Source organism: Fictibacillus barbaricus, assembly GCF_031457135.1.
Taxonomy (GTDB): Bacteria; Bacillota; Bacilli; order Bacillales; family Fictibacillaceae; genus Fictibacillus; species Fictibacillus barbaricus_A.
Genome location: NZ_JAVDWA010000003.1, coordinates 30,855 through 56,341 on the forward strand (window position 1 = coordinate 30,855; position 25,487 = coordinate 56,341).

Below are 25,487 nucleotides of genomic sequence, written 5' to 3' on the forward strand. Positions count from 1 at the left end.
GACCCGTGGTTATGTGAGAGAAAAGTGTGGGATTATGAATGAAATGTGTGGGAATCCCACTAAAAAGTCTGGAGATGTTAAAGAAAACTCTGGGATTTTAGTATGTAAGTGTGGGAATCACTTTTTTACACAAGAAAAAATCCTTGCCGTATTAAGCAGACAAGGATTTCACCGTATGTAGCTGGCTAATTTAAACCAGTCTCTAGTATTTTTTCGTTGTTTATTCAAAATTAATACAAATTACTGCCTTAAAAAACCACCTTCAGAATGAATGACTTGTCCGGTGATCCATTCTGCTTCAGGACTTGCCAAAAAGGCGATTAACTTTGCTGCGTCTTCTGGTTTTCCAATTCTTCCTAAAGGAAATTTAGGCAGCAAGACTCTTTGCAGATCTTCCGTCATCCAGCCAGTATCAGTCGGTCCAGGGTTCACAGCATTTACGGTAATCCCTTTGTTTCCAAGTTCTGCAGCCATCGTCACTGTCAGTGCTTCAATGGCTCCTTTTGTAGCAGCATAAGCAAGCTCCCCTACCATTGGTCCTTTTGACTGGCCGGATGTTAAATGAATGATACTGCCTTTTTTCCCCGCAAAACATTTGGCGAATTCAATGCTCAAAAGCGTTGTAGCACGAAGGTTGATTTCATAATGGCGATCGAGTACATCAGCAGTTAATTCTTCCCATGAATGATTTTGCGAATAACAGGCATTGTTGACTAGAATAGAAGGTTGTCCTGCTTTCTCTATAACCTTAGTAAAAAGTCGAGGAAATTCTGCTGTCTTTGTAAGATCAATCTCTTCATAAGATGCTTTCACACCATATTCGCGCAATTTTGCAAGCAATTTTTCTGCATCACTTTCATGGTTGCCTTCGTGAAATTCTTTATCATACACACCCCATGTTGTAAAAAATACATGTGCACCTTTTTCGGCGAGCTGTATACATGTGGCTGCACCGATCCCGTTTAATCTGCCCGCACCTGTAACGATTGCTGTCTTCCCTATCAATGAACGATCCGTCACTTTTTCCCCTCCTTTATTGTCATGGCTTTTTTCGTAACCAACGTTGCTCTAAGAAGTAGTTGATTACCGTTCCAGGTTACTCGCTTTCCGCGGAGGGCAAGGTGAGCTTACTGGGCTATCTGCACTGTGTTTTATTTCACAGGTGTTTCTGCTTCTTTTCCTTCTAGAATTCTGGCAATATTCCTGCACGCAAGCTCAGACATTTTTAATCTTGTTTCCACACTCGCACTCCCGATATGCGGTAAAGCAACGACTTGTTTCATGGCTAACAACGGATGATTAGGATCGATTGGTTCTTTTACAAAAACATCTAATCCGGCTCCATCGATCTCTCCTGTTTGCAGAGCTTCTACTAATGCATCTTCATCCACAGATGCCCCTCTTCCAGCGTTAATAAAAATAGCGCTTTTTTTCATGAACTGAAACGCTTCTCTATTAAACATTCCTTTTGTTTCAGAAGTTAAGGGTGCTAAACAAACGACAAAATCAGATTCCTTTAATAGATCGTGAAATTCTTTATATGCAGCTCCTAGTTCTTGTTCAGTGCTGGGCTTGCGGTTGCGGTTATGATACAGAATGTTCATATCGAATCCTTTGGCTCGTCTTGCAACGGCTTCTCCTATTCTTCCCATCCCAACAATACCTATTGTTTTATGGTGAACATCTGCTCCAGCTAATAAAAGTGGTCCCCAGCTGTTCCATTTTCCTTCTTGTACATAATTTGCTGATTCAACAATCCGGCGGGCAGCAGCTAATAGTAGCGAGAAAGCTAAGTCTGCTGTGGAGTCTGTTAAAACATCAGGTGTATTGCAAACAGTAATGTTGTTCTTTTTAGCAGCTTCTAGATCAATGTTGTCATAACCGACGGCTAGGTTTGCTATTACTTTTAATGATTTTGCGTGATCAAGCAGCTTCTCATCAATCTTATCGGATAACATCGTTAACAGACCCTCTGCCTTCTCTGCTTCAGCATATAAAACATCATTAGGAACTGCTTTCTCCTCATGTGGCCACATTCCTACTTCAGCAACTTGCTTTAAAGCAGTCAGAGTTTCTTCCGGTAATTTTCTTGTTACAAATACATATGGCTTTTCCATCTGCTTCCACCCCTTTTTCTCTATTTTCTCACTTCATGTATAAGAAAACAAAAAATTAGAGCTGTTGCGAAGGCTAGGTTAGTGCGGCTGCAGGAAATGCAAAAAGAGCTGAACCCTATTTAATGAGTCAGCTCTTATTGGAAATAACCTCTACTAGAACACACTGGAATTTTAAAACACTTCATATCAACCCTCGTTTTCGATCATTTATACAGGACAGCATTCTGAAATAACGATGGGAAATAAATTGTTGGGGGACTGTCCCCAACAATTTATTTATTTCTTTAGAGGGTTGGAACGAGCCAGTCGACGACCGGAATGTTCAATTCATATGCAGGAAGCCCGATCGACCTGAAAAAGCTTTTAAGAAAATATTCATTTTGTCTTTCATACGAGATTAAGTCAGTAAAGCGGCTTGAATAGAGCTCCATTCCAATTTCCCTCTCATTTTGATAATGGCCTTCAACCGTGTCGAAGTATTGAGTAGGAAATAGGAGTCTTCCATATAGCAACCTCCATGCACCTTTAGACAATGGTTTTACTTTTTCGTAATCGTCGATCAGATTCACGATTTCATCATTTCGAAACTGAGGCTGATAGATCTTTTCACGGATACATTCAGCAACATCCCGCATAGGACTGTCGATCAGCCATCCTACAGGCATTTTAATAAACCCGTTATCCGTTTCTATCCAAGACCGTTCACTGAAACGGTCATAACAAATAGAAGCCGATCCAATTCCCCTTGGTCCTCTTTCCAGCTGATAATCCGTGATGTACTGAATCGCATTTTCTGCGAGCCCTTCATAATACGGAAATGTCGTTAAAAACAATATATCGAAGTCATTTTTTTGTTTTCTAGCTGATATCTCATTGTATCGGTTGTGCATTTCATCCACACGCGCAATCCATAGCTGCGGCCATTGACCATAGGCAATCTGCTGAACCGGATAATACTGTTCAACACCTTTGCCCCGCTTGTGAAATTCTGCAAGCTCCATACCTAATGAAGCAACTTTTCTTTCATGTTTCTTATGTTCCATTTTAAAAATAATGACCGACTCGCCATCAACATAGGCACTCGGCATACCCGTGATGGTCGGCTGCAGTACGGGCAGTTCTTTTTCTCCTCTTTGCTGCAGGATGTCACATAGAAATGTCATTTCCTGCAGGAGTTCATATGACATTTGTTGTTGAGGAATTACAATATACCGGTCCCCTCTACAAGTGAACATACGGTAACCTGACTCGGATTTCCTTTCGTCACATACCAATTGATAATAATGAAAAATATCTCTTTCAAACAAAGGCGATCCCCCCACCTGTTCAGCTTTTTCTGCGGCTGTTTTATGACATTTTTCAAACTTCCGCAAATCTGGATACAACATTGTATGCCCAACTAGGCAAAGTGGTTAGCGTTTTTTGATAAATTCATAACTTTAGCATGGAAACATATACTATACAAAGCTATGGAGACTACTTAAGAAAAGGAGTACAGGGATGCCAAACAAAAAAGTGGAAAACGTCGAAGAAACTGCTCGCAAACTGTTGAATGAACGGGGCGTTACGGTAAACGATATAGCGGAACTCGTTTATTTTCTCCAAGTTCCCTATCATCCTGATTTAAAAATGGACGTTTGCAGAGAAAACGTGGACAGAGTCATCGCAAAACGAGAAGTTCAAAATGCCATCCTTACAGGCATTGGACTGGATGTATTAGCTGAAGAGAAAAAATTGAATCAGCCACTTCAAGAAATATTAGCAAGAGATGAAAGCCTTTATGGCATTGACGAAGTAATTGCCCTATCTATTGTAAATATATATGGTTCGATTGGATTTACGAACTACGGTTTCATTGATAAACAAAAGCCGGGTATCCTTGAAAAGTTAAACGACAAATCTACTGGAAAAGTGCACACTTTCTTAGATGATATCGTTGGAGCTATTGCTGCTGCCGCTTCCAGCCGATTAGCTCACCGCGCAGCAAATGAAGAATAATAAAAGGGCTCAAGACAAGAGATTCATTCTTTTGCCTTAAGCCCTTTTTTATTTACTTTGTGTTGTTGATCTCCGTTTCAGGATACTCGTTTTCCGCGGGGTGTGCGGTGAGCCTCCTGGCGCTTTGCATCTTTTGGGTCTCACCTGTCCCGCTGATCCCGCAGGACAAGGAAGGCTTCGGCAGCGTAACATCGCACGAAGAAAATTGATTTTCATTTTCGAGGAGCAATCAACCTTTCGTATGAAGCAGTTACAAAAATTTCCCTGAGCACAATCTTAGAATAAAGAGCTTTTACTTTTTACTTAATTTCCCACTCATCCAATCCATCAACTGCATATGTTGGATGAACTTCAATGTCTTCTAAATGTTTTTTTGTGGTGACTCCTGTGTGAACTAAAAGGGTGTCCAGTCCTGTTCGAATGCCAGCTAATATATCGGTTTGGTAGTTATCCCCAATCATAAGCGTCTCTTCCTTTTTCGTTCCCAATGTTTCTAATGCCATCTCCATAATGATCGGTTCTGGTTTTCCAATAAAAATCGGATCTGTTTGAGTGGAAACTGTAATGACAGACGTTAATGAACCATTACCAGGAAGCAGCCCTCGTTCTGTCGGCAATGCAATGTCTCCGTTTGTTGAAATAAACGTTGCTCCGTTTCTCACAGCTAAACACGCTTTCGCCAGCTTTTCATACGTAATGGATCTGTCAATTCCGATCACGACATAATCTGGATTTTCATCGACGAGCTTCAATCCCTTTTCAGTGAGAGCTTCTCTAATGCCATCTTCTCCAATACAATACACAGTCGCATCTTTTTTCAAACTTGAGATATAGCTGGCAGTTGCCATACTTGTAGTAAATACATGCTCAGAACTTGCTGGAATTTCAAATCCTTTTAATACCTCGGCTACTTGCTGTTTCGTTTTGGATGAGTTATTCGTAACAAAAAGATAGGGCAGTTTAAGTTCGTTTAATTTTTTTACAAACATTACAGCTTCTTCTATTCGTTCCGTTCCTCGGTACATCGTTCCATCTAAATCAATTAAAAATCCTTTATATGATTTCATACAATATCTCTCCTTCTCTCTTACCATTCTTCCCAAGCGCAAAAAAAAAACACACCTGAAGCCTTTTTACACTTCAGATGTTTCTTTACTATCTTTAATGACATAACAGCAATAATCGCCGCCTTTTGCCATACATGTCTTTCGTTCAATATCATCTGTATGAAGCATTCGTTTGAACAGCGACAATTCACAAGAACAAGCTTGCTGATATTCGTTTGCGACCTTAGCAATTGGACAATTATATTCGGTTAACACGTAAGTTCCCGCTTCTTCGTCTTTTTTCCAATCAACCATATAGCCAGCTTCATTTTGAATATTTGCCAATTCATTTACTTTAGCTTCAAAATCATTAAGGCTGTCCATTCGATCTTTGTATTTATCCTGCAAACGATCTTCACGTTTCTGAAATAATCCCTCAACCATATTGGTTCCGCTCATATCTTCCAAGTCTTTTAACAACTCAACGGTTAATCCTGAGTAATTACGAGGAAATTGCTCATCGCCTGTTGCTGATAAATGATAAAAATGAATAGGTCTTCCCATCGCTTGGCGTACTAATGTTGTTTCTACAACGTGATCCCGTTCTAATGTATTCAAATGGCGTCTAACAGCCATTTCTGTAATTCCTAATGATTTAGCCATTTCTGTTACGGTCATCCGTTTATGTCTTTTTAAAAGATAGATGATCTCATCACGGGTAGAGGTGTGATTCTTCATGGTCATCACCATCCTTTTTTACCATTTTACCGTAAATGAAAGAATTCGTACACTTTTTAAACTAAAATGTATAAAATCTATTTATTCAGGTAAAAAGGCTGAGACAGGACCAAGTTCTTCTTCTAAATAGCGAATGACATGAGTAGGAAAAGCCGATAGCTCAGGCAAGTATTTCGTTATCGTTTCAAAGGTTTTTTTCACATCTGCACTCGGATATTCTTGCACGAGCGATTTCCGAAGATTGACCACATTTTTTAATGAGGTGCCTTCTTCATGAGGCAGTACCTTCTCATCGATTAAAATATCTAAAATATCCTCAAAGCTTCCCGGATCACGCATGATAAAACCATCAATAATCATGTTGCCGATATCCATCATGGATTCAATTAGCATATGACCGATCCGTTCGACGGCAAGCTTTTGAATTCGATCTTCTTTATACGTTATGGTTTGAAACGTTTTAATCAATTCATTCATGTACACAGCATGTTCATTTATTTTTTTACGGTCAACAAAATACATAGTCATCACCTTTTGTAAGTTTCTCTACTAAAGTGTAACATAAAAGAAGGAAATGCTTTATGACTTGATATAAAATGAGAGCAGATAATCTTAAGGGGGAAACAAAAGTGTCAGAGGAAACCTTTTTCTTATATGATGATACAGAAAAAACAGAAACGCGCTTCGTAAGTTTTATGGGAAGAAATACACGATTTGATCTAGCGATTGTAAAGTCCAATCGTCACTATGGAAAATCACTCGTCTTAAATATGCTTGGCAGCCATTTTGCCATTATTGGACAAGATGATTTGGAAGAGGAAGGCTATTTGGAGCATGCTTTTAACTTGACGGAAGAAGATGCAATGGAGCTTCGTGAATTTTTAGCGGAAGTTGTATAATCATCACCTCAAAATGTACCAAGCAACGAATCATTCTCTCTAGGACAGAATACCGATTAAGGATAATTCTTATCCTTAATAAGCCTAGAGAGGGTGGTTTTTTTGTTCGAAAAAGAAAAAAAGCAGCAGTACACAGATTTTTCGAATGTAGAGACCGGACGAAATAACGTATTACCAGAGGATTTGCCTGAAGGTCCGTATGGTTCTCCCATTAACCGAGCATTAGGCAAAACAACACCTTGGAGAGAAAGTCAAAGGTATTACAGTGCTTTCAACTACGAAAACAAATCCCTTCATGAAGGATTAGAGAGACAATATCCTGGGGCTCATCCGACACACGATGATCCCGAACGTCATACGGAAGAGCCTTATGATGATTCTCGCGGCTAAAAGAAAAACCCCTGAATAACTCAGGGGTTTACTTTTTTTACAACAAAATAAGGACAGCCGAAATTACAATATTCATATATGTATTCCGGTAAAGTACTGATTTTCGTGTCAAACGTTGCCTTTTCGTGATGATCTTCAAAAAATCCACGCAAACGAAGCTGTTCGTAACCAAGGTCACCTACGATATAATCGTATTTATGTAAGATCTCACTGTATCGCGCTTTAAATTGTTCCTCATTAAAGGCTTCCTTTACATCTTCAATCACTTCATAGGAAAAATTACCAACTGTAATCAAAAATGCTTCACCTCATTTCCTGATACTTATTTTACCATGCTTTCTCCTTTTTCAGCCAACAATTTCTTTGTAAAAAGAATGCGATTTAAGGTCATTCTAATGAATAAGGAGGTGAACACACCAGTGAAAAAATTAGGTATGCTTTTGTTCCTTTCCATCATGCTCACAGGCTGCGGTGGTGATGACCAAAAGAAAATGGGGCAGGAATACAAATTTTCAAAAGTAAATGTAAAAGATGAGAACCGGCTTGGCAGCAACCAAAACACTGGAGATTTCGGATATATGCGCCATGAATCTGGCGATAACGTAAAAAACGGTAATAAAGTACCTTATCTGAATCGGCAAAAGTTAGCAGATATGATTTCAGACATGGTTCTTCAATTGCCTAACATAAAAGACGTAGGAACACTTGTAACAGATGAAGAAGTGTTAATCGGTTATAAGACAACAAGTAAGGATCGAAATGCAGCGGCAGATCAAGTAAAAATGACAGCATTCTCAGTTGTTCCTCGATATTATCATGTTTATGTATCGGATGAAAAAGGCATGATTAATAAAATTGAGCAATATCAGGCAATGAACAAGGATACAGAAAACATCGAAGGCGTCATTGGCCGCTTAATTCAGCAAATGAAAAAAGCACCACAAGGGAAAAAGTGGAACTATGGTGAAAACCCCAATGGTGAAATGAACGGTGAAACAAATCAAATGCGCGATGAAATGACCGGAAAATAATAAAGGCCTGGCTCAAAAGTATGTTCAGCTTTTGGTCCAGACCTTTTTGTATTTTAGCTATTTTGTGCGGCTGCGTTTACTTGTTCATCCGCATGATACGAAGAACGAACGAGCGGACCTGATTCACAATGCTTAAAGCCCTTGCTGAAGGCGATATCGCGTAATTCTTTAAATTCTTCAGGTGTATAGTATTTTTGTACTTTCAAGTGTTTTTTTGTAGGCTGTAAATATTGGCCGATTGTCATGATGTCAACGTTGTTAGCACGGAGGTCATCCATTGTTTCAATAATTTCTTCCCATGTTTCGCCAAGCCCGATCATCAGACTGGATTTTGTAGGGATATTCGCGTTCATTTCTTTTGCACGGCGTAAGAACTCCATTGTTCTGTCATACGTCGCACGAGCACGAACTCTTGGAGATAATCTTTTTACTGTCTCAATATTATGGTTCATGATGTCTGGTTTTGCATCCATCAGCGTTTTCAAAGCATCGAAGTCACCTAACATGTCTGAAGGCAGAACTTCGATGGAGCAGAAAGGATTACGAGCTCTAACTTGTTTTACCGTTTCAGCAAAAACATGAGCTCCCCCGTCTTTAAGATCATCACGTGCAACCGCTGTAATTACAACGTGTTTTAATCCCATTTGTTCAACAGATTCGGCAACACGTTCTGGTTCTTGAAGATCTAGCTCAGTTGGCAATCCCGTTTTAACGGCACAAAAACGGCAGGCACGGGTACAAATATCCCCTAAAATCATAAATGTAGCTGTTTTACGGACAGCCCAGCACTCATGGATGTTTGGACATTTTGCTTCTTCACATACAGTATGTAGCTTCTTTTCGCGCATCATTTTTTTTAATTCTTTATAGTTGTCGTTCGTATTTAATTTTATTTTTAACCATTCCGGTTTACGTAAATATTCTTCCTTCTTAGCCAAAATAATCACCCCAAATTTTATGCTGAATAAATTCGTTGTTTTAATCAAGTTGGTTTAGATATAAACATTCTTCACCACTCAATACTCTACCATACCGCCGCTAAAACTCCAAACAGAGTTTTTTTCCAACATTTTTCCTTCATGTTTTCTGTAAAGTTTAACAAACTAAAGATAAATGATAGAAAGGAGTGGATTGGAACGTATGAGGAAATTTTCAATCCTGTTCCTCACTCTGGCCGCCTTTCTTATTACCTCTTTTCCTGAAAGAAATACTGAGGCAGCCGAGCGATATACAAAAGAAGACGTTGGAAGGCTAAGCCTTTATAAAAAAATGGAGTCTGTAACCCTTATTCCCTGGTATTACTTTGCCGGCGTTGACCAATACGAAAGAAGTGTCAGAAAAGCGCGCAGAGATCTACCAGCCAGAAAAGGCTTAGTCGGTATATATTTTTCTCCGATCCAATGGTCGGGTCCCCTAAACCCAAAGATGGATGATACGAATCCGGAAAGAATATCAATGTTTGGGGGCATCGGTAAAGATGGAAATAATGACGGCATCGCTGATCGTAATAATGATGAAGACATGCTGTTTACTTTTGCTGATATTGTCCAAAAACATGGACACGATATCGAGAATTTTCGAATTGGGTTGTGGAGCTATTACCAAAGAGATAAAGCGGTAGACATCATTATGGAAAATGCGAAAATTTACAAAACATATGGAACCGTTTCACTTGATAAACACAGTTTTGTTGTCCCGCTTCGATCGAATTACAGCTATCGAAACACATGGGGTGACCGCCGCGGATATGGCGGACTGCGCATTCATGAAGGTACTGACATTTTTGCTGATTATGGTGTCCCTGTAAAAGCAGTATCCTTTGGTATTGTGGAAATAAAGGGCTGGAACCGTTTCGGCGGATGGCGAATTGGAGTACGCGATATTAATAACGTTTATCATTATTACGCTCATCTGAGCAGTTTTAATAAGAGCATTGAAAAAGGATCGATCGTTGAACCAGGTATGGTCCTCGGATATGTAGGAAGTTCAGGATATGGTCCTCCTGGCACATCAGGGAAATTCCCGCCTCACCTTCATTTTGGCATGTATCGGGACAATGGGATTACCGAATGGGCATTCGATCCTTACCCTTATTTAAAAGCTTGGGAACGCCAAGACAGAATAAGTGCAAGAAAAAGATAAATGAAGGAAGCAAGCAGCTGGATTGGCTGCTTGTTTTTGATTTGGCGCGCTTAATTTTCGTATAGCGCTCATATTTTTTCGTATGGCGAGCTTATTTTTCGTATAACGCGTATTTTTTCGTATGACGCGCATATTTCTCGTATGGCGCGCTTATTTTCCTTATGGCGCGCTTATTTTCCGCATGCGCCGTAAAATCGTTAAAAAACATAAAAAAGCTGGCTCGTTTTTTGCTGAGCCAGCTTTCAAACTTTATTTTTTTCTAGAAACGACTACGACGTTGGCAATACTTGCGAGCAAACCGCCCCAAAGAATAACCATTCCGATAACCATCATTGTAATTGCACTGGCTGACATATCAGCTGGCCTCCTTTTTAGCTGTTTCTAAATGATTTTTCTTCCCTTTAACAAAACTAAGGGCAAATCCGAGTATAATCACACCAACCGCTACAGCTAATCCATAAGTAATAATCAATTCCGTCGGATAATCACCGTAATTTTTGGCAATGTTTTGCTTAATCGCATCAAACATCATATAACCAAGCAGGAGTGGTGTCACAATACCAAGACACGCTTTCCACCATAGACCTGTTCTTAGATCGGAAATCGCATTTGCATGGTTTTGTAAGCCTCTCAGCTGTTTAAATACCCATGCTACTAATACAACTTCTACAAGTCCTGCAAGTGTAATTCCAAAATTATTAATGAAGTAATCCGTAATATCTAAAATATACAACCCGCCTTCTGTTGCAAACAGTAAGGAGATAACAGAAGCAACTCCTCCGCCAAACAGAACAGCCTTTGTACGAGAAATTCCAAACTTGTCTTGTAATGCAGCCACATACGTTTCAACAATTGAAATAAGTGACGTCATCCCTGCAAATACAAGTGTTAAGAAGAATAAAGTTCCGAAGAATCCATTAAATCCTGGGAATTCATTAATAATAGCTGGGAAGACCTCAAAAGCCAGCCCAATCCCACCCTTAACTACTTTATCTACTGGAACACCTTGTTGAGCAGCCATGAATCCTAATGCTGCAAATACTCCGATTCCTGCTAGCAATTCGAATCCTGAGTTTGCAAAGCCTGTAATGAATGCATTGTTGTTAATGTCAGATTTCTTTGGCAGATAGCTTGAATAGGTAACCATGATTGCAAAGGCGATCGACAGCGAGAAGAAAATCTGGCCATATGCTGCTACCCAAACCTTTCCATCCCCTATTGCATCCCAGTTCGGTTTAAAGAACGTATTCAAACCGTCCGCTGCTCCATCCAGTGTCAAAGCACGAAGAACGATCACTAAAAACATAACGACAAGCGCAGGGATAAAAATTTTGTTAAACTTCTCAATTCCCTTTGATACGCCTTTATAAAGTACTGATAATGTCACAACCCAAACTAATAAAAGAGCAATAACAACTCCATGAACTAAGCCGCCTACATCTCCAGGTTTTGCGCTTAACTTTAAAACTTCGCCATAAAAGAAGTCAGAAGGCTTGTCCCCCCATGTTAAGTTCAAACCATAAATGGAGTATTTGAGTGCCCAAGCGATGATTACGGCATAATAGGTAGAAATGACAAAGGCTACAAACACTTGCCACCAGCCGAGCCATTCTGCATTTTTGTGTAGCCGGAAATAAGATAAAGGAGCTGATCCCCGATACTTATGACCAATTGTGAATTCCAGAATCAATAAAGGAATTCCTGCTGTTAATAAAGCTATAAGGTAAGGAATAAAAAATGCTCCGCCTCCGTTTTCATAAGCGACAGCTGGGAATCTCCAGATGTTGCCCAAACCGATTGCAGAACCTACCGCCGCTAATATAAATCCATAACGGCTTCCCCATTGTTGCCGATCTTCCATAGATGTTTCCCCCCTTATTCTAGTTGTTTGAACTTTTTCAATAATTATTTTTTTCTGATTATTCCGTTTTTATTGTATTACAAAATAACGAAACTCGTCAAAGAAAATTTGGTTATATTGTCGGATAATGTTGAAATACGGTTTTTAATCATAAGAAAAAGTGCCTGCTATACTGCCAGACACTTGAAAATTCAAGAATATTTGGTTTTTATTCTTTGTATATTTATTCATCCGTTGGTTCGGATGATTCGTGGTCTGCACTAGCTTCTTTCTTCACTTCTTTTTTGCCTGAATCCTTATTCTTTTTCTCTGTTTCTTTTTTATCTTTTATGTCTGGATCAATGGGGAGTGCAGGCTGAATCGGGTCTCCCGATTGGTTGTAGTAAATAGGCACTTCGCCTTTAATGAACTGCGCCATAATTTTGATCGGCCTTGTCACGACAGTCGTTTCCGTTGCAAAGGGAATGACCACTTGCGTTTTAACCGTTACAATAACATCGATGTTTATCCATGTGTTATTAATACCAGAGTTCTCGATTTTTTCTTTAATATCGGTATTCACTTCACCAATTACCATAAACTTAATCGGAACTTTTGGGCCTAAATTTGCTAATAATGAGTTTTTCGTTGCTTGCCCTAAAGGAATTTTTTGTATGACACCTGAATCGTGATCATCATTTTCTAATCCGATTTCTTCAGGATTTTTAATCTTTCCTTTTTCAATTTCTTTTAAGTATTTTTGAACAACCGTCTGTGACCGATTCGCAACATTGTTTACGATTCTTTGGTTTACACCTGCAAACACGACATTCCCATCAGTATCTGTTTTATATTCTAAAATATTATCCATCTCAGAGGATTTAATGATTTCATTATTTATCGCTTCACTGATCGCTAAAGCGGCGACTTCCTCTGTTTTCTTTTGTGCAATACTCATTAGTGTCGGTTCTATCCCTTTATCTACAAGCCATAGGCCTTGGAGCGTAATAAATACAAAAAGCGTAAATGAGATCAATATAACAAACCGAAATGGAAGCGGGCCTTTTCGGAGTTTCATTTTCCGTCTTTTCAGCAAAAGGTAACCCCCCTTTATCTACATATATGCAGACAAGAGGGGGGCTCATTCAAACTTTTATGACTTAATTTTTTCTAATACCACAAAATCGTGTGCGTATTTGTTTTTCTCATCGACTGTTCCTGATTCACGGGAAACCTCTTTCCATTCGCTATCATCAATCTGTGGCAAAAATGTATCCGCTTCAAACGTTTCGTGGATTTCCGTAATATATAAACGCCCAGCAAACGGTAAAAACAATTTGAACAATTCTGCTCCACCAATTACACAAATTTCTTCAGCATCCATTTGCAAAACCTCATTCACAGAATGAACAACGGTGATGCCATCTGCGTGATAGTGCTTATCTCGTGTTAACACAATATTCTCGCGTCCCGGAAGCGGTTTTCCAATCGATTCATACGTCTTGCGCCCCATGACGATCGGTTTGCCCATTGTTACTTTTTTAAAATATTTCAAGTCATTCGGCAAATACCAAGGCAGGTCATTGTCTTTTCCGATTGCACGATTTTCGTCCATTGCAAAAACGAAGGATATCATACACTCACAGCCCCTTTTATATGAGGATGGGCGTCATAATCTACGAGTTCAAAATCTTCAAAAGTAAAATCAAAAATGTCTGTTACATTAGGATTCAGCTTCATTTTAGGCAAAGGTTTCGGTTCGCGTGATAACTGCAGTTCTACTTGCTCTATATGGTTGTTATAAATATGTGCATCACCAACCGTATGAACAAAATCACCTGGTTTCAGCCCAGTGACTTGTGCGATCATCATTGTTAATAACGCATAAGATGCGATATTGAACGGAACCCCGAGGAAGCTATCAGCTGACCTTTGATACAGCTGACACGATAACTTGCCATCCGCTACATAAAACTGAAATAAAAGATGACAGGGCGGCAATGCCATTTTTGGGACATCAGCTGGATTCCATGCTGAAACGATCAGTCTTCTTGAATCAGGATTTGTTTTTATATCATGGATTACGTTTGTGATCTGGTCGATCGTTTCCCCTTCAGGATTAGACCAGGAACGCCATTGTTGTCCATAAACTGGACCCAAGTTACCGTTTTCGTCAGCCCACTCGTCCCAAATTCTTACGTTATTTTCTTTTAAATAAGCAATATTCGTGTCCCCTTTTAAAAACCAAAGCAGTTCATGAATGATTGATTTTAAGTGCAGCTTTTTTGTTGTTACAAGCGGGAAACCTTCTTCCAAGTCGAACCTCATTTGCCGGCCAAAAACAGATACCGTTCCAGTGCCTGTCCGATCTTCTTTTTTCGTTCCGTTATGTAAAATATCTTGAAGAAAATCCAAGTATTGTTTCATATGATTTCGCCCCCTGGTCTCTCTTTAGATTGTTTTTGCAAACCTTGCTGCTTTTGAAAGAGGTTAATTTCCACTGCACGATTCGCTTTCCGCAGAGTGTGCGGTGAGCCCACCCATCCTGCAGGGGTCTCGCCTTTCCGCTCCAATTAACTGTTCAATTGAAACTTTTGCTAACTCTCTCTGCAGTAACAATCTTTTAGAAATATGCCTTTCTTTTAATCCTATCACAGACAAATCCAATATTATACCTTGTTTTTGCTTCTGATTTCGTCACAAAAATAACGCCAATACCTAACACTTTTTTCTATTTCACACATAAAAATAGTAAGGAGAAAGGAGTGGAAGCATGTTAGAGATGAACCCGATCTTAATTGAAGGACATCCGTTTACCGCTGTCACCCTTCGTTTACCAAAAACTAATTTCATGGCAGTTTTTAATGAAAATGGATACATTATGTGTGGAGCTTTAGATGTTGCTTTATTAAATGAAAAGTTAGCTGACCGTAAAATTATTGCAGGACGTGCTGTTGGAGTACGTACGATTGAACAGCTTCTTGATGCACCGCTTGAATCCATAACGTACGAAGCGCAAGCAAGAGGTATAGAGGTTGGTATGCAAGGGAGAAAAGCACTTTTAAAGATGCTTTAATGAATGGCGGATGCCGATCATTTGTAAAAAATAAACTGCGCAAAATGCTGCGCAGTTTTCTTATGCTTTAAATCGGTCTCGTGTAACTTTTAAGGAGATGAAGTTAATACATAAAACAAGAGTGAGTATTTGGATCCTCTTTGAGTTATTCGTTACTATGTAGACAAATAGCAAATAAAGACCGCTGACAATAAAGGCAATCTGCAAGTAGTACATCATTTGAACTAACTTTTTTAAATCCAAATGTATCCCCACTTTCTCATCCTGTTCACTTTATCAGTATATCAAGTCATCAGAAAAATTAAATCGGATAAAGACTTTTGAAATTAATTTGTAATATTAGGAAGAAGTGTTCTTTTAAAATGGCCGTTTTCGTAAGCTTTGTTATTGAAAGTAGTTGATTTCCGTTACAGGTTTCTCGCTTTCCGCGGGGCAGGCGGTGAGCCACATTCGGACGTTTCACTTATAAGTGTCTCACCTGCCCGCCTGTCCCGCAGGAGTCTCGCACCTTGCACTCCAATCAACTTGCCATTGAAATCAATTTACAAAAATGCCTCCGAAACAAAACTCTTTTATAATTAAGCCTTTAGAATAAATCTAATTGTCTTGGTGCTAGAAAATCATATTGTATATTCAGCATCTCGATCATCTGCTTTGCGTTATCTGCAGCGTCTCCACCTGAATTGTTGTTGAATAAGATGGTTAATTCCTTCGTCTCTGAAGCCAGCTGCTGGATTTTTTCCTTCCATTCCAATAATTCTGCTTGGTTATATCGATATAAATAACGGACCTCTCTCCAATTCGGCTGTCCTCTATTTTCCCAGCCATAAATGTTGCGGCCATGCATGCGGATGAGTGTCTTTTCTTCAGATGTGTGCATAACGATCGGAATCGATCTTCTTCCTGCTTGGGGTTCATCACATACGGTATGAAACCAGCCTGACTCATCAATAAACTGCAGTGTTTTCTCTGTCATATCATCCGTAAACCATGACTGATTCCGGAATTCAAGTGCCGCGGGAATATCACCCATCATTTCTTTCGTAAAGCGAAGTATTTGCACATTTTCCTTCTTACAGTCAAACCATGGCGGATATTGAAAAAGAACCATCTCTAGTTTTCCTGCTTCGATAACCGGCTGGATGGATTGAATGAATGCTTCAAACATTTGTTTTACAGAATCAAAAGGAATCTTTCCACGAGAATGTCCAGTTATCCCTTGATAAGCTTTTACAACAAAAGAAAAATCTTTTGGTGTAGCTGAAACCCATTTTTCATAGTTTTTCAAAGGTTGTACTGCATAAAAGGACGAATCGACTTCTACGACTGGAAAGTGACCGCTATAAACCGCCAGTTTGTCTTTTGCAGGTGTGCCATCCGGATAAAGCGAATCATGATCTCCCCAGCCTGTTACCCCAATTTTTATCATCTGCTCCTCACCCGCCTGTCCTCTCTTATCTTTTATTCAAACCTTTAGAATGTACAAAATCCTTCATATAAGTTCGCGTCGGTACGGCCATGTTAGCCGCCATCTGGCTTACCCAGCCTTCAACGCGCTTGCCGCCAGTACGTTTCGTGTAATATTCAGCAGACTCTTCGTCATATTGCTTTAAATAGTTTAACGAATCTTCTTTTTTCTGGTACCTATTTTTATGAAACACACCTTCAATAGGCATCCGCGGTTTTTTTCCCGGTTCAGCATCTGGGTAGCCGACAGCCATCCCAAAAAGCGGCAGTACGTAATCAGGGCAGTCCATAAGTTCGGACACTTCTTTTAAATTATTTCGTATCCCCCCAATATAAACAATACCCAAACCTAGAGATTCAGCGGCGATGGCAAGGTTTTGAGCAGCAAGTGCTACATCGACTGTTCCAACGATAAATCCTTCTGTCGATTCGATTGTCTCGCTAACATTCGTCTCCTTCATTTCAGAAGCAAGCAGATGACGATTATAATCTAAGCAAAAAACAAAAAAATAACCGTTATCAGCTACATATGATTGATTCCCAGCGAGCTCTGCAAGCTTTCTTTTTTTCTCTTTGTCTTCTACCCCTATAATTGTATAAACTTGCTGATAGCTCGACGTAGAGGCTGCCTGAGCGCATTCTACAAGTGTCGTCACTGTCTCCTCACTTAATGGTTCTGATTTAAATTTCCGGATGGATTTATGAGCTAAAATGGTTTGGATTACTTCATTCATGTTAGCAGCTCCTTTATGTAAAATAGATTGATTGCATTATATCCTTTTCCTAAGTAAAAAAGCGAACTGAAGAAACTCAGATTCGCTTTTACTATTCCCTATTATTAGGCTTAAGAATCTTCTACATACTTTTTTTCAGCTGATGATGACTCTCTTTAGATACTTGCTTTAAAAGCCATTGAGAGGTCGTTGAAATGAGCACTTCGAAGTGTGGAATCGAAGAAAATGTATGATTTGCTCCATCAATTAACATCATGTCACTTACTCCAAAATGACGTTGTTTAGCATGCTTATAATAAAGCGTGCAATAGTCCGGTGAGATGGTGTCGTCCGTTGTTCCATGGACAAAAAGTACGTTTCCTTTATATTGGTTCCAGATCGTCATTGGTGAAAAACTTCTTAAAGATGAAATGAACGCTCCGGTAATAGCGTATCCTAAGTGATCAATAACTAAATTCCTATGAAAAAGGTGTTTGTCATAGCCGACGATTCCAGTGATGTCCTCGTATGGATTTCCAACTGCAGACCATAAAACAGCATTCTTGATGCGTTTATCTTCAGCTGCGGTACAGGCTGCCACGGCTCCGCCTAAACTATGGCCAATTAATGTAATTAGGTTGGGGTCAATAGCACTCAATCGGCTGCCATATGAAATAACAGACTTTGTCTGATCAATAAAATCTGCAAATTCGTTCTCTCCATAAATCCCCTCACTTTCACCGCAACCTGCATAATCAAATCGAATGACTGCAAAACCAAGGCTTTCAAATTCTTGAGCGGCTTTAACGAATAACCGATCGACACCAATTCGTGTACTTGTAAACCCATGGCAAATAATGAGTAAAGGGAATAAACGATCCTCTCTATTCGATGAAGGGTAATGGATCGTAAGTGCTAGATCCTTTCCTCTCCAACTTATACAATCTTGCTTTTGCATGGACCAAAACTCCTTTCTCCTTTTTTTCAACAAAAAAGCCATGTTCATAAGAGAACACGGCTAATCTTTCATATTCCGTATATTCTCTCATCTCTCAGCTTTTGCTGTTAGATTTAGCACCGTTTCAATATAAACGTATTTATATTGATGGTTGCCGGGCTTCATTGGGCTAATTCCCTCTGCCTGCTCTTAATAAGAGTTACTTTTTTATATTATTGTAAATAATAAGTCAATTAATCCTATATGTCAACTCGGATTTATAATTGTATGAATTAAAATAAAATTTGTATCCTGAATATTTTTATTTTGCTCGTTTGAGATTTGTGTTGATTGATTGTTTCCTAGAAGCTAAACTTTGCTGCAGAATTTTATCGAATAGTTTGACTAGATAGACTTTCTAAATTCTTTTACGCGCGCAAGAAAATAAAGCCGGATAGCAATTCGGCTATCCAGCTTACAGAATAATTTTTGAATATTTTATTGAACAATTAGAGATGCCGCCTGATAGTTTACAGGCAAATAATCATAAAGATCGGCTGCAGAGCTGGCAACTGTTTGGGTATACCAAGTGTAATCTCCAGCTATGGTTGGTGCAGTCCAGTTTGAGAAAGTAAACGTAATACTTTGATTTCCTAACAAGTTAGCTGTATCAATATATACATAATTTCCTGAAAATTTTAATTGACTTGAAACATTCGTCCCATCACTCTTTACAGCAGTTACCGTAGCCGCTGTAGGATCTGGCCATTTAGGAGGAGCCATAATATCTACTTTTTGTATTGGGTATGTTGAAGGTGCCTTCAAAGTTACGTTAACCGTTTGATTGCTCCCAGCTGCTACAGTGCTCTTATCAATGGATACACTTCCGCGTCCATAGGAACCTCTTATTCTCAAAAACTCATTATAGTATTTGTCAGCTGTCGCTTTATCATGAACGACCATTAAATTCTCACTGTTTGAATCATTTGCATTTGCACTTGCGTTAAACGAGCCTGTAACTACCGCAGCACTTGTATATCCTTTATCTGCAATAAGAACTTTGTCGTGCAATTTTCCGTTATACGGATTATCGGCAATACTTACAGGAATTCCCTCTTTTGCTAGATAGGCAAATTCTCCATAAGGTCCGTTACTGCCGTATTGGCTTTGGTCAAAAATCCCCTCAACATTTACTCCACGGTTTTTTGCATTGATTAAAGCCGTACGTACGTTGTCATCTGTAAATGAAAAATAATCGAAATACACGTTATATTTTGCGTTATTAATAACATCGATGATTGCAGTTATCGGATTGTCTTCTGGAGCAAAATAGACTTCAACAGGTATGCTAGCCGTGGAAGTGGTAACTGTCACTTTTTGCTCACTGATTGTAGATGGAGAAGCTGTTTTTGTAAATTGATTGTTTACAAACATTTCTTCAAAATCTGTTTTATAAATGGATGCAAGAGAAGATGAGTTCCATAGAATCGTATTATTAAAGTTATTAGCGTTACAAGTATCTGTTGCGTTTGTCGATCCCATCCAAACTTCTTTTCCGTCAATGATCGCATACTTGTTATGCATTAAAGCTGATCGGTTATCCCCTTTTACAGAGATGCCGGCATCTATAAGCTGTTGTGTAAAACTGTTGGTTATGTAATCTGAATCCGTAACGATCCGGATGGTTACACCGCGATTTTTGGCTCGGATAAGTGCATCAACGAATGGCTGATAGCGGATTTCATAAAATGCTCCATCAATTGTAGTAGTTGCGTTATCAATTTCCGAATCCAGCGCGTCTACAAGATTTACGGTTTGACCTGGTCCAAATGACACCAATTCAGAATCAGTACCAGCTGCGTTTGCCTTTTGTTGAGAATCAGGAGCAAGATTGAACGCTAAAGCTAAAGTGAAAACGAGCATAGAAATTTTTTTGAAGAAATGATTAGACATTAATTTACCGCCTTTCAAGAATATGTAACATAAATATCATAACGATATATGTATGAAACAATCTATGGGGCTAATGTAATCATTAAGTATTATTATTGTAAAATTGTATTTTTCCATAATATGGATACCTAAAATTTCTTCATCCTACTATCAGTGAATGTAATACAGATTTTAATATTAAGTATTTCAAATTAATTTAATTCTACGACATTTAGTTATTCTGCATTTTCTTCTATGGTAGCTCGTTTCTTTCTATTTGTATTAAAAATAAAAAAAGGTCCAAATACCATTAAAATGGCTGGACCTTACTGGATATTATAAATTTAATCCCTTCATTGATGCTTCAGGATAACGCAGACCTGCTGCTGCTCCAATCGGCGCAGCTTCATTTATTCTGGCAAGGTCCTCTTTTGTAAGTTTTATCTCTACAGCTTTTACATTTTCCTCTAAATATTTTCGTTTCTTTGTTCCTGGAATCGGCACAATATCTTCTCCCTGTTCAAGCAGCCATGCCAACGCCAGTTGTGATGCCTGATACCCTTTTTCCTGTGCGATTTCCTTTATTTTTTTAACTAATTCAATGTTTCGTTCAAAGTTCTCTCCCTGGAAACGCGGAGAAAACCTCCGATAATCGTCTTCAGCTAGATCCTCAAATTTTCGAATTTGTCCGGTTAAAAAACCTCTTCCAAGAGGACTGTAAGGAACAAATCCAATTCCAAGCTCTCTAACAGTTGGAAGAATTTCATCCTCAACATCACGGCTCCAGAGTGAGTATTCTGTCTGGAGAGCGGTAATTGGGTGGATCTTATGGGCTGCGCGAATTGTCTCTGGTCCGGCCTCCGACATACCAATGTAGCGGATTTTCCCTTCTTTTATTAGGTCAGCCATTGCACCGATTGTTTCCTCAATTGGTGTATTAGGGTCTACACGGTGCTGGTAATACAAATCAATATATTCAACACCTAATCGGCGAAGACTTGCATCACAGGCACTTTTTACATATTCAGGACGGCCATTAACACCCAAAAAGGCGCCGTCTTCTGCACGGACATTCCCAAATTTTGTAGCTACGATTACGTTTTCCCGACGGCCTCTAATGGCTTGCCCAATCAATTCTTCATTTTTGCCGACTCCATACATATCTGCTGTATCCAGAAAATTTACTCCAAGGTCAAGTGCATGTTGAATCGTTCTAATTGATTCTTCATCATCTCGCCCCGCATAGAAGTCAGACATTCCCATACAACCTAGCCCAATAGCAGATATCTCTAGTCCTGTTGATCCCAGTTTTCTTTTTTCCATAGCTATCTTCTCCTTCCTTCATTCAACTCTCCAAATTTAATGTTCGTATAAGATCTCTTGGTTATCTAAATATTTTGTATATGGATAAATTGTACATATCCCTAACGTTTGCTTGTACACACAATAATAGTTTTAAAAAGATTAGTTGTCAAAGATTATACACTGCTTATTTTTAATAATCGTCGAATTGTTTTTTTAGTACTGTCCAGCAGGACCAATTCTAATACCCTCCCTAGCAGAATAAAAAGGAAAACATGTTTTGCAAACTTTGTTGCTGATTGATTTCAGCTACAGTTTGCTCGCTTTCCTTGGGGCACTCCAATCAATTTTCAATGATGAGTTGAACTATAAGTTCTAGCCTCTTATTTCAACTTAGGTTAAAACGAAGGTTTCGACACCGTTTAGGATAAGAAGCACATAAAAATAACCCCGCTAAACGGGGCTATTCCTACCAAAACAATAGATTACTCCAAAAATCTCGGCATCTGCAATTTCTCTTTCTGCACTTTCTACATCTACTAAATGAAGAAGATTCACATTCACATTTACATTTTCTAGATTTGCAGTTACATCTGGAACTCATAATAAACGTCACCTCACTAAGTGATACCAATACGTTTCTTTTCATATGGTATCTCTATATCATATGAAAAAGTGAGACAAGCTGTGAATACGAATAAAGCTTTAATACAAAAAAAGACCTCGGTACAAGGTAAGTACCAAGGTCTTTTGGAATTTATCCGATTGAACCTTCCATCTCGAACTTGATCAGACGGTTCATTTCTACTGCATATTCCATTGGAAGTTCTTTCGTAAATGGCTCGATGAAGCCCATTACGATCATTTCCGTTGCTTCTTGTTCAGAAACACCACGGCTCATGAGGTAGAACAACTGGTCTTCAGAAACTTTTGAAACCGTTGCTTCGTGCTCAAGCGTAATGTTGTTGTTTAAAATCTCATTGTACGGAATCGTATCTGAAGTAGACTGGTTATCCATGATAAGCGTATCACACTTAACGTTGGACTTTGATCCATCAGATTTGCGTCCGAAGTGAGCAATACCACGGTAGGTTACTTTCCCGCCATGCTTCGAAATGGACTTCGAAACAATTGTAGAAGAACAATCAGGTGCAAGGTGCAATACTTTTGCTCCAGCATCTTGGTGCTGTCCTTTACCAGCGATCGCGATTGAAAGGATCGTACCTTTCGCTCCGCGGCCTTTCATGATAACTGCCGGATACTTCATCGTTAAACGAGATCCGATGTTGCCATCTACCCATTCCATTGTTGCATTTTCTTCTGCAACTGCACGCTTTGTAACAAGGTTATAAATGTTGTTTGCCCAGTTTTGGATCGTAGTATAACGCGCATAAGCGTTTTTCTTAACGATGATTTCTACTACTGCACTATGAAGTGAGTTTGTAGAATAAACCGGTGCTGTACAACCTTCTACGTAGTGTACAGAGCTGTCTTCATCCGCGATAATAAGGGTACGCTCGAATTGACCCATGTTTTCAGAGTTGATTCGGAAATAAGCTTGAAGCGGAGTATCACATTTAATGCCTTTAGGAACATAGATGAACGATCCACCAGACCATACTGCAGAGTTAAGTGCAGCGAATTTGTTATCTGAAGGCGGAATGATTGTTCCAAAATACTCTCTGAAGATTTCTTCGTGTTCTTTTAGAGCAGTATCTGTATCTGTGAAAAGAATCCCTAGATCTGAAAGGTCTTCCTTCATGTTATGGTAAACAACCTCTGATTCATACTGTGCAGATACACCTGCAAGGTACTTTTGTTCCGCTTCAGGAATACCAAGCTTATCAAATGTAGCTTTGATTTCAGCAGGTACTTCATCCCAAGATTTTTCGGATTTTTCAGATGGCTTTACATAATACGTAATATCATCAAAGTTTAAGTCCTTCATATCTCCGCCCCATTGAGGCATTGGCATTTTGTAGAACATCTCTAATGACTTCAAACGGAAATCCAGCATCCATTGAGGCTCGTTTTTCATGCGGGAAATTTCTTCAACGATTTCTTTCGTTAAACCGCGTTTGGATCTGAAAATGGACACGTCTTTATCTCTAAACCCATATTTATATTCGCCGATATCCGGCATTTTCTTAGCCATTGCAGAATCCCTCCTTACAGGATTGGTGCTTCTATTCTTTTATAAAAGGCAACCTATTCTTCTTCTTTCTTTCCTACTCCCTGCTCCATTGCTTTCCACGCAAGTGTGGCGCATTTGATACGGGCAGGAAATTTAGAAACACCTTGAAGAGCTTCAATGTCACCTAAATCAATTGTTTCATCATCATAGTCGTTCCCTAACATCATATCATAAAAAATATTTGCAAGCTTAATTGCTTCTTCCACACTTAAGCCTTTCACAGCTTGAGTCATCATAGAAGCTGATGCAAGACTAATGGAACAGCCTTCTCCGTCAAACTTAGCCGACTCGATTTTGCCATCCTCTACTTTTAAAGTGAGCTGGATACGGTCGCCGCATGTCGGATTATTCATGTTGATTGTTAAGGCACCATCTTCCAAAACCCCTTTGTTGCGAGGATTTTTGTAATGGTCCATGATGACTTGACGGTAAAGCTGATCTAAATTAGAAGACATGACCGAAATACTCCTTTGCTGTTGTTAATCCTTTAAGAAATGCATCGACATCGTCTTTTGTGTTATACAGATAAAAGCTTGCACGGGCAGTAGCCGTAACATCCAGCCACTTCATAAGCGGCTGAGCACAATGGTGACCGGCACGAACAGCGATCCCTTCTGAATCAAGTACTGTTGCCACATCATGCGGATGTACATCATTCAGATTGAAGGTTACAAGACCAGCACGTTCTTTCGGTCCAAAGATTGTAACGCCTTCAAGCTCTGACAAACGTTCTAACGCATAATCAGCGAGTTCATGTTCTAGCTTCAAAATGTTATCGAGTCCGATTTCTTCCAGGAAATCAATGGCTGCACCGAGTCCGATCGCACCTGCAATAATAGGTGTTCCGCCTTCAAACTTCCAAGGCAGCTCTTTCCATGTGGATTCTTGTAAACCGACAAAGTCGATCATTTCGCCGCCGAATTCAACAGGCTCCATTTTATTAAGAAGTGCTTTTTTGCCATAAAGTACACCGATCCCTGTAGGACCACACATTTTATGCGCAGAGAAAGCGAAAAAATCACAATCGAGATCTTGAACATCTACTTTCATATGCGGCGTACTTTGAGCTCCATCAACAACCATTATTGCGCCATTCTTATGAGCAATCGCAGCAATTTCTTTGATTGGGTTAATCGTTCCTAAGACGTTGGAAACCTGCATAACTGAGACAATTTTAGTATGCTCTGTTACCGTATTTTCAACATCCGCCAGATCAATCGTGCCATCAGGCTGTAATGGAATGTATTTTAATGTAGCACCAGTCGTTTTAGCAACTTGCTGCCATGGGATGATGTTACTGTGGTGCTCCATAGGAGTGATCACAATTTCATCGCCCTCAGCAAGGTTCGCATTGCCGTAGCTTCTCGCAACCGTATTAATGGCTGTCGTCGTACCACGAGTAAAGATGATCTCCTGAGTGGATTTCGCACCGATAAATCGGCGTACCTTTTCTCGGGCTCCTTCATAGCCATCAGTTGCGCGAGTTCCGAGCGTATGAACGCCTCGGTGCACATTTGAGTTGTATTCTTTGTAATATTTATCTAATGCTTCAATGACTTGAATCGGTTTTTGGCTAGTGGCAGCACTGTCAAGGTAAACGAGAGGTTTGCCGTTAACTTCCTGATCCAGGATAGGAAACAGCTTTCTCCATTCCTTTGCACTCAT

Annotated in this window: 27 protein-coding genes and 1 riboswitch; of the genes, 6 read left to right on the forward strand and 21 right to left on the reverse strand. The window is 39.4% G+C overall.

What is annotated here, in order from left to right:
- Window positions 1–240: 240 nt before the first annotated feature.
- The 3 genes from J2X07_RS09290 to yutH form a co-directional block, all read right to left on the reverse strand.
- The gene (locus J2X07_RS09290; RefSeq protein ID WP_310258255.1) at window positions 241–1,020 is read right to left on the reverse strand and encodes an SDR family oxidoreductase; all 780 of its coding nucleotides are present in this window, start codon (window positions 1,018–1,020) and stop codon (window positions 241–243) included.
- A 131-nt stretch (window positions 1,021–1,151) separates the two neighbouring features.
- Window positions 1,152–2,117: a 2-hydroxyacid dehydrogenase gene (locus tag J2X07_RS09295; RefSeq protein ID WP_310258256.1), complete on the reverse strand. Its 966-nt coding sequence runs from the start codon at window positions 2,115–2,117 to the stop codon at window positions 1,152–1,154.
- 284 nt (window positions 2,118–2,401) lie between these two features.
- Window positions 2,402–3,424, reverse strand: coding sequence for a spore coat putative kinase YutH (gene yutH / locus J2X07_RS09300; RefSeq protein WP_310258257.1), 1,023 nt, complete (start codon window positions 3,422–3,424; stop codon window positions 2,402–2,404).
- 193 nt (window positions 3,425–3,617) lie between these two features.
- Between yutH and J2X07_RS09305 the strand changes: the two genes are divergently transcribed.
- On the forward strand, window positions 3,618–4,115 hold the full coding sequence (locus tag J2X07_RS09305) for a phosphatidylglycerophosphatase A family protein (RefSeq protein WP_310258258.1): 498 nt from the start codon (window positions 3,618–3,620) through the stop codon (window positions 4,113–4,115).
- A 299-nt stretch (window positions 4,116–4,414) separates the two neighbouring features.
- On the opposite strand, the gene J2X07_RS09310 is transcribed toward J2X07_RS09305, so the two are convergent.
- The 3 genes from J2X07_RS09310 to J2X07_RS09320 form a co-directional block, all read right to left on the reverse strand.
- Complete coding sequence (locus J2X07_RS09310) at window positions 4,415–5,182, reverse strand: TIGR01457 family HAD-type hydrolase (protein WP_310258259.1); 768 nt, start codon at window positions 5,180–5,182, stop codon at window positions 4,415–4,417.
- Window positions 5,183–5,248: 66 nt separating this feature from the next.
- Window positions 5,249–5,905, reverse strand: coding sequence for a helix-turn-helix transcriptional regulator (locus tag J2X07_RS09315; protein WP_310258260.1), 657 nt, complete (start codon window positions 5,903–5,905; stop codon window positions 5,249–5,251).
- A gap of 75 nt (window positions 5,906–5,980) precedes the next feature.
- Window positions 5,981–6,421 carry a DUF86 domain-containing protein gene (locus J2X07_RS09320; RefSeq protein ID WP_310258262.1) on the reverse strand — a complete coding sequence of 147 codons (441 nt, stop codon included), beginning with the start codon at window positions 6,419–6,421 and terminating at the stop codon, window positions 5,981–5,983.
- Window positions 6,422–6,528: 107 nt separating this feature from the next.
- Between J2X07_RS09320 and J2X07_RS09325 the strand changes: the two genes are divergently transcribed.
- Together J2X07_RS09325 and J2X07_RS09330 are read left to right on the forward strand one after the other, a co-directional pair.
- Window positions 6,529–6,798 (forward strand): DUF3055 domain-containing protein, encoded by a 270-nt coding sequence (locus J2X07_RS09325; RefSeq protein ID WP_310258263.1) that lies wholly within the window; start codon window positions 6,529–6,531, stop codon window positions 6,796–6,798.
- A 102-nt stretch (window positions 6,799–6,900) separates the two neighbouring features.
- Window positions 6,901–7,188 carry a hypothetical protein gene (locus J2X07_RS09330; protein ID WP_310258265.1) on the forward strand — a complete coding sequence of 96 codons (288 nt, stop codon included), beginning with the start codon at window positions 6,901–6,903 and terminating at the stop codon, window positions 7,186–7,188.
- A gap of 20 nt (window positions 7,189–7,208) precedes the next feature.
- On the opposite strand, the gene J2X07_RS09335 is transcribed toward J2X07_RS09330, so the two are convergent.
- Entirely contained in the window at window positions 7,209–7,484 is a 276-nt protein-coding gene (locus J2X07_RS09335) for a YutD family protein (protein ID WP_310258267.1), read from the reverse strand.
- Window positions 7,485–7,607: 123 nt separating this feature from the next.
- Here J2X07_RS09335 and J2X07_RS09340 point away from each other — a divergent pair, with 123 nt between their 5' ends.
- Window positions 7,608–8,219 carry a YhcN/YlaJ family sporulation lipoprotein gene (locus J2X07_RS09340; protein WP_310258269.1) on the forward strand — a complete coding sequence of 204 codons (612 nt, stop codon included), beginning with the start codon at window positions 7,608–7,610 and terminating at the stop codon, window positions 8,217–8,219.
- A 53-nt stretch (window positions 8,220–8,272) separates the two neighbouring features.
- Here the strand turns inward: J2X07_RS09340 and lipA are convergent, their stop codons facing one another.
- Window positions 8,273–9,157: a lipoyl synthase gene (gene lipA, locus J2X07_RS09345; RefSeq protein ID WP_310258271.1), complete on the reverse strand. Its 885-nt coding sequence runs from the start codon at window positions 9,155–9,157 to the stop codon at window positions 8,273–8,275.
- Window positions 9,158–9,359: 202 nt separating this feature from the next.
- On the opposite strand from lipA, the gene J2X07_RS09350 reads away from it, so the two are divergent.
- On the forward strand, window positions 9,360–10,361 hold the full coding sequence (locus J2X07_RS09350) for a M23 family metallopeptidase (RefSeq protein ID WP_310258273.1): 1,002 nt from the start codon (window positions 9,360–9,362) through the stop codon (window positions 10,359–10,361).
- A gap of 249 nt (window positions 10,362–10,610) precedes the next feature.
- Here J2X07_RS09350 and J2X07_RS09355 read toward each other — a convergent pair whose 3' ends face one another.
- The 5 genes from J2X07_RS09355 to J2X07_RS09375 all read right to left on the reverse strand — a co-directional run bounded on the left by J2X07_RS09355 (window position 10,611) and on the right by J2X07_RS09375 (window position 14,628).
- Window positions 10,611–10,715: a methionine/alanine import family NSS transporter small subunit gene (locus J2X07_RS09355; protein WP_310258275.1), complete on the reverse strand. Its 105-nt coding sequence runs from the start codon at window positions 10,713–10,715 to the stop codon at window positions 10,611–10,613.
- Window position 10,716: 1 nt separating this feature from the next.
- A complete protein-coding gene (locus tag J2X07_RS09360; RefSeq protein WP_310258277.1) occupies window positions 10,717–12,222 on the reverse strand; it encodes a sodium-dependent transporter in 1,506 nt (501 codons plus the stop codon).
- Between the two features lie 223 nt (window positions 12,223–12,445).
- Window positions 12,446–13,297 (reverse strand): sporulation protein YunB, encoded by an 852-nt coding sequence (gene yunB / locus J2X07_RS09365; protein ID WP_310258279.1) that lies wholly within the window; start codon window positions 13,295–13,297, stop codon window positions 12,446–12,448.
- 57 nt (window positions 13,298–13,354) lie between these two features.
- Window positions 13,355–13,837: a dihydrofolate reductase gene (locus J2X07_RS09370; protein WP_310258281.1), complete on the reverse strand. Its 483-nt coding sequence runs from the start codon at window positions 13,835–13,837 to the stop codon at window positions 13,355–13,357.
- Entirely contained in the window at window positions 13,834–14,628 is a 795-nt protein-coding gene (locus tag J2X07_RS09375) for a thymidylate synthase (RefSeq protein WP_310258282.1), read from the reverse strand. Before J2X07_RS09375 ends, J2X07_RS09370 begins: the two co-directional genes overlap by 4 nt.
- 346 nt (window positions 14,629–14,974) lie before the next feature.
- On the opposite strand from J2X07_RS09375, the gene J2X07_RS09380 reads away from it, so the two are divergent.
- On the forward strand, window positions 14,975–15,277 hold the full coding sequence (locus tag J2X07_RS09380; protein WP_310258283.1) for a YunC family protein: 303 nt from the start codon (window positions 14,975–14,977) through the stop codon (window positions 15,275–15,277).
- A 586-nt stretch (window positions 15,278–15,863) separates the two neighbouring features.
- Here J2X07_RS09380 and J2X07_RS09385 read toward each other — a convergent pair.
- From J2X07_RS09385 to J2X07_RS09420, 8 genes are all read right to left on the reverse strand, one after another.
- Window positions 15,864–16,706: a DUF72 domain-containing protein gene (locus J2X07_RS09385; RefSeq protein WP_310258284.1), complete on the reverse strand. Its 843-nt coding sequence runs from the start codon at window positions 16,704–16,706 to the stop codon at window positions 15,864–15,866.
- 25 nt (window positions 16,707–16,731) lie between these two features.
- Window positions 16,732–17,478 carry an oxygen-insensitive NADPH nitroreductase gene (gene nfsA / locus J2X07_RS09390; protein ID WP_310258286.1) on the reverse strand — a complete coding sequence of 249 codons (747 nt, stop codon included), beginning with the start codon at window positions 17,476–17,478 and terminating at the stop codon, window positions 16,732–16,734.
- 121 nt (window positions 17,479–17,599) lie between these two features.
- Entirely contained in the window at window positions 17,600–18,415 is an 816-nt protein-coding gene (locus tag J2X07_RS09395; RefSeq protein WP_310258288.1) for an alpha/beta hydrolase, read from the reverse strand.
- Window positions 18,416–18,499: 84 nt separating this feature from the next.
- A riboswitch (SAM riboswitch) is annotated at window positions 18,500–18,614 on the reverse strand.
- 278 nt (window positions 18,615–18,892) lie between these two features.
- The gene (locus tag J2X07_RS09400; RefSeq protein WP_310258290.1) at window positions 18,893–20,347 is read right to left on the reverse strand and encodes a phospholipase D-like domain-containing protein; all 1,455 of its coding nucleotides are present in this window, start codon (window positions 20,345–20,347) and stop codon (window positions 18,893–18,895) included.
- A 315-nt stretch (window positions 20,348–20,662) separates the two neighbouring features.
- Window positions 20,663–21,649 carry an aldo/keto reductase gene (locus J2X07_RS09405; protein WP_310258292.1) on the reverse strand — a complete coding sequence of 329 codons (987 nt, stop codon included), beginning with the start codon at window positions 21,647–21,649 and terminating at the stop codon, window positions 20,663–20,665.
- 736 nt (window positions 21,650–22,385) lie between these two features.
- Window positions 22,386–23,783, reverse strand: coding sequence for a Fe-S cluster assembly protein SufB (gene sufB / locus J2X07_RS09410; protein WP_310258294.1), 1,398 nt, complete (start codon window positions 23,781–23,783; stop codon window positions 22,386–22,388).
- A gap of 53 nt (window positions 23,784–23,836) precedes the next feature.
- Window positions 23,837–24,277, reverse strand: a complete 441-nt coding sequence (sufU, locus tag J2X07_RS09415) for a Fe-S cluster assembly sulfur transfer protein SufU (RefSeq protein WP_310258295.1) — start codon at window positions 24,275–24,277, stop codon at window positions 23,837–23,839.
- Entirely contained in the window at window positions 24,267–25,487 is a 1,221-nt protein-coding gene (locus J2X07_RS09420; protein WP_310258297.1) for a cysteine desulfurase, read from the reverse strand. Before J2X07_RS09420 ends, sufU begins: the two co-directional genes overlap by 11 nt.

Bases quoted from the DNA above. Each gene is read 5' to 3' on its own strand.
- J2X07_RS09375 (WP_310258282.1), bottom strand. From the start codon at position 14,628: ATGAAACAATACTTGGATTTTCTTCAAGATATTTTACATAACGGAACG.
- J2X07_RS09405 (WP_310258292.1), bottom strand. From the start codon at position 21,649: ATGGAAAAAAGAAAACTGGGATCAACAGGACTAGAGATATCTGCTATT.
- J2X07_RS09295 (WP_310258256.1), bottom strand. From the start codon at position 2,117: ATGGAAAAGCCATATGTATTTGTAACAAGAAAATTACCGGAAGAAACT.
- J2X07_RS09420 (WP_310258297.1), bottom strand. From the start codon at position 25,487: ATGAGTGCAAAGGAATGGAGAAAGCTGTTTCCTATCCTGGATCAGGAA.
- J2X07_RS09350 (WP_310258273.1), top strand. From the start codon at position 9,360: ATGAGGAAATTTTCAATCCTGTTCCTCACTCTGGCCGCCTTTCTTATT.
- J2X07_RS09400 (WP_310258290.1), bottom strand. From the start codon at position 20,347: ATGTCTAATCATTTCTTCAAAAAAATTTCTATGCTCGTTTTCACTTTA.
- J2X07_RS09370 (WP_310258281.1), bottom strand. From the start codon at position 13,837: ATGATATCCTTCGTTTTTGCAATGGACGAAAATCGTGCAATCGGAAAA.
- sufU (WP_310258295.1), bottom strand. From the start codon at position 24,277: ATGTCTTCTAATTTAGATCAGCTTTACCGTCAAGTCATCATGGACCAT.
- J2X07_RS09315 (WP_310258260.1), bottom strand. From the start codon at position 5,905: ATGACCATGAAGAATCACACCTCTACCCGTGATGAGATCATCTATCTT.
- J2X07_RS09310 (WP_310258259.1), bottom strand. From the start codon at position 5,182: ATGAAATCATATAAAGGATTTTTAATTGATTTAGATGGAACGATGTAC.
- J2X07_RS09395 (WP_310258288.1), bottom strand. From the start codon at position 18,415: ATGCAAAAGCAAGATTGTATAAGTTGGAGAGGAAAGGATCTAGCACTT.
- J2X07_RS09305 (WP_310258258.1), top strand. From the start codon at position 3,618: ATGCCAAACAAAAAAGTGGAAAACGTCGAAGAAACTGCTCGCAAACTG.
- J2X07_RS09385 (WP_310258284.1), bottom strand. From the start codon at position 16,706: ATGATAAAAATTGGGGTAACAGGCTGGGGAGATCATGATTCGCTTTAT.
- sufB (WP_310258294.1), bottom strand. From the start codon at position 23,783: ATGGCTAAGAAAATGCCGGATATCGGCGAATATAAATATGGGTTTAGA.
- J2X07_RS09355 (WP_310258275.1), bottom strand. From the start codon at position 10,715: ATGTCAGCCAGTGCAATTACAATGATGGTTATCGGAATGGTTATTCTT.
- nfsA (WP_310258286.1), bottom strand. From the start codon at position 17,478: ATGAATGAAGTAATCCAAACCATTTTAGCTCATAAATCCATCCGGAAA.
- J2X07_RS09360 (WP_310258277.1), bottom strand. From the start codon at position 12,222: ATGGAAGATCGGCAACAATGGGGAAGCCGTTATGGATTTATATTAGCG.
- J2X07_RS09320 (WP_310258262.1), bottom strand. From the start codon at position 6,421: ATGTATTTTGTTGACCGTAAAAAAATAAATGAACATGCTGTGTACATG.
- J2X07_RS09380 (WP_310258283.1), top strand. From the start codon at position 14,975: ATGTTAGAGATGAACCCGATCTTAATTGAAGGACATCCGTTTACCGCT.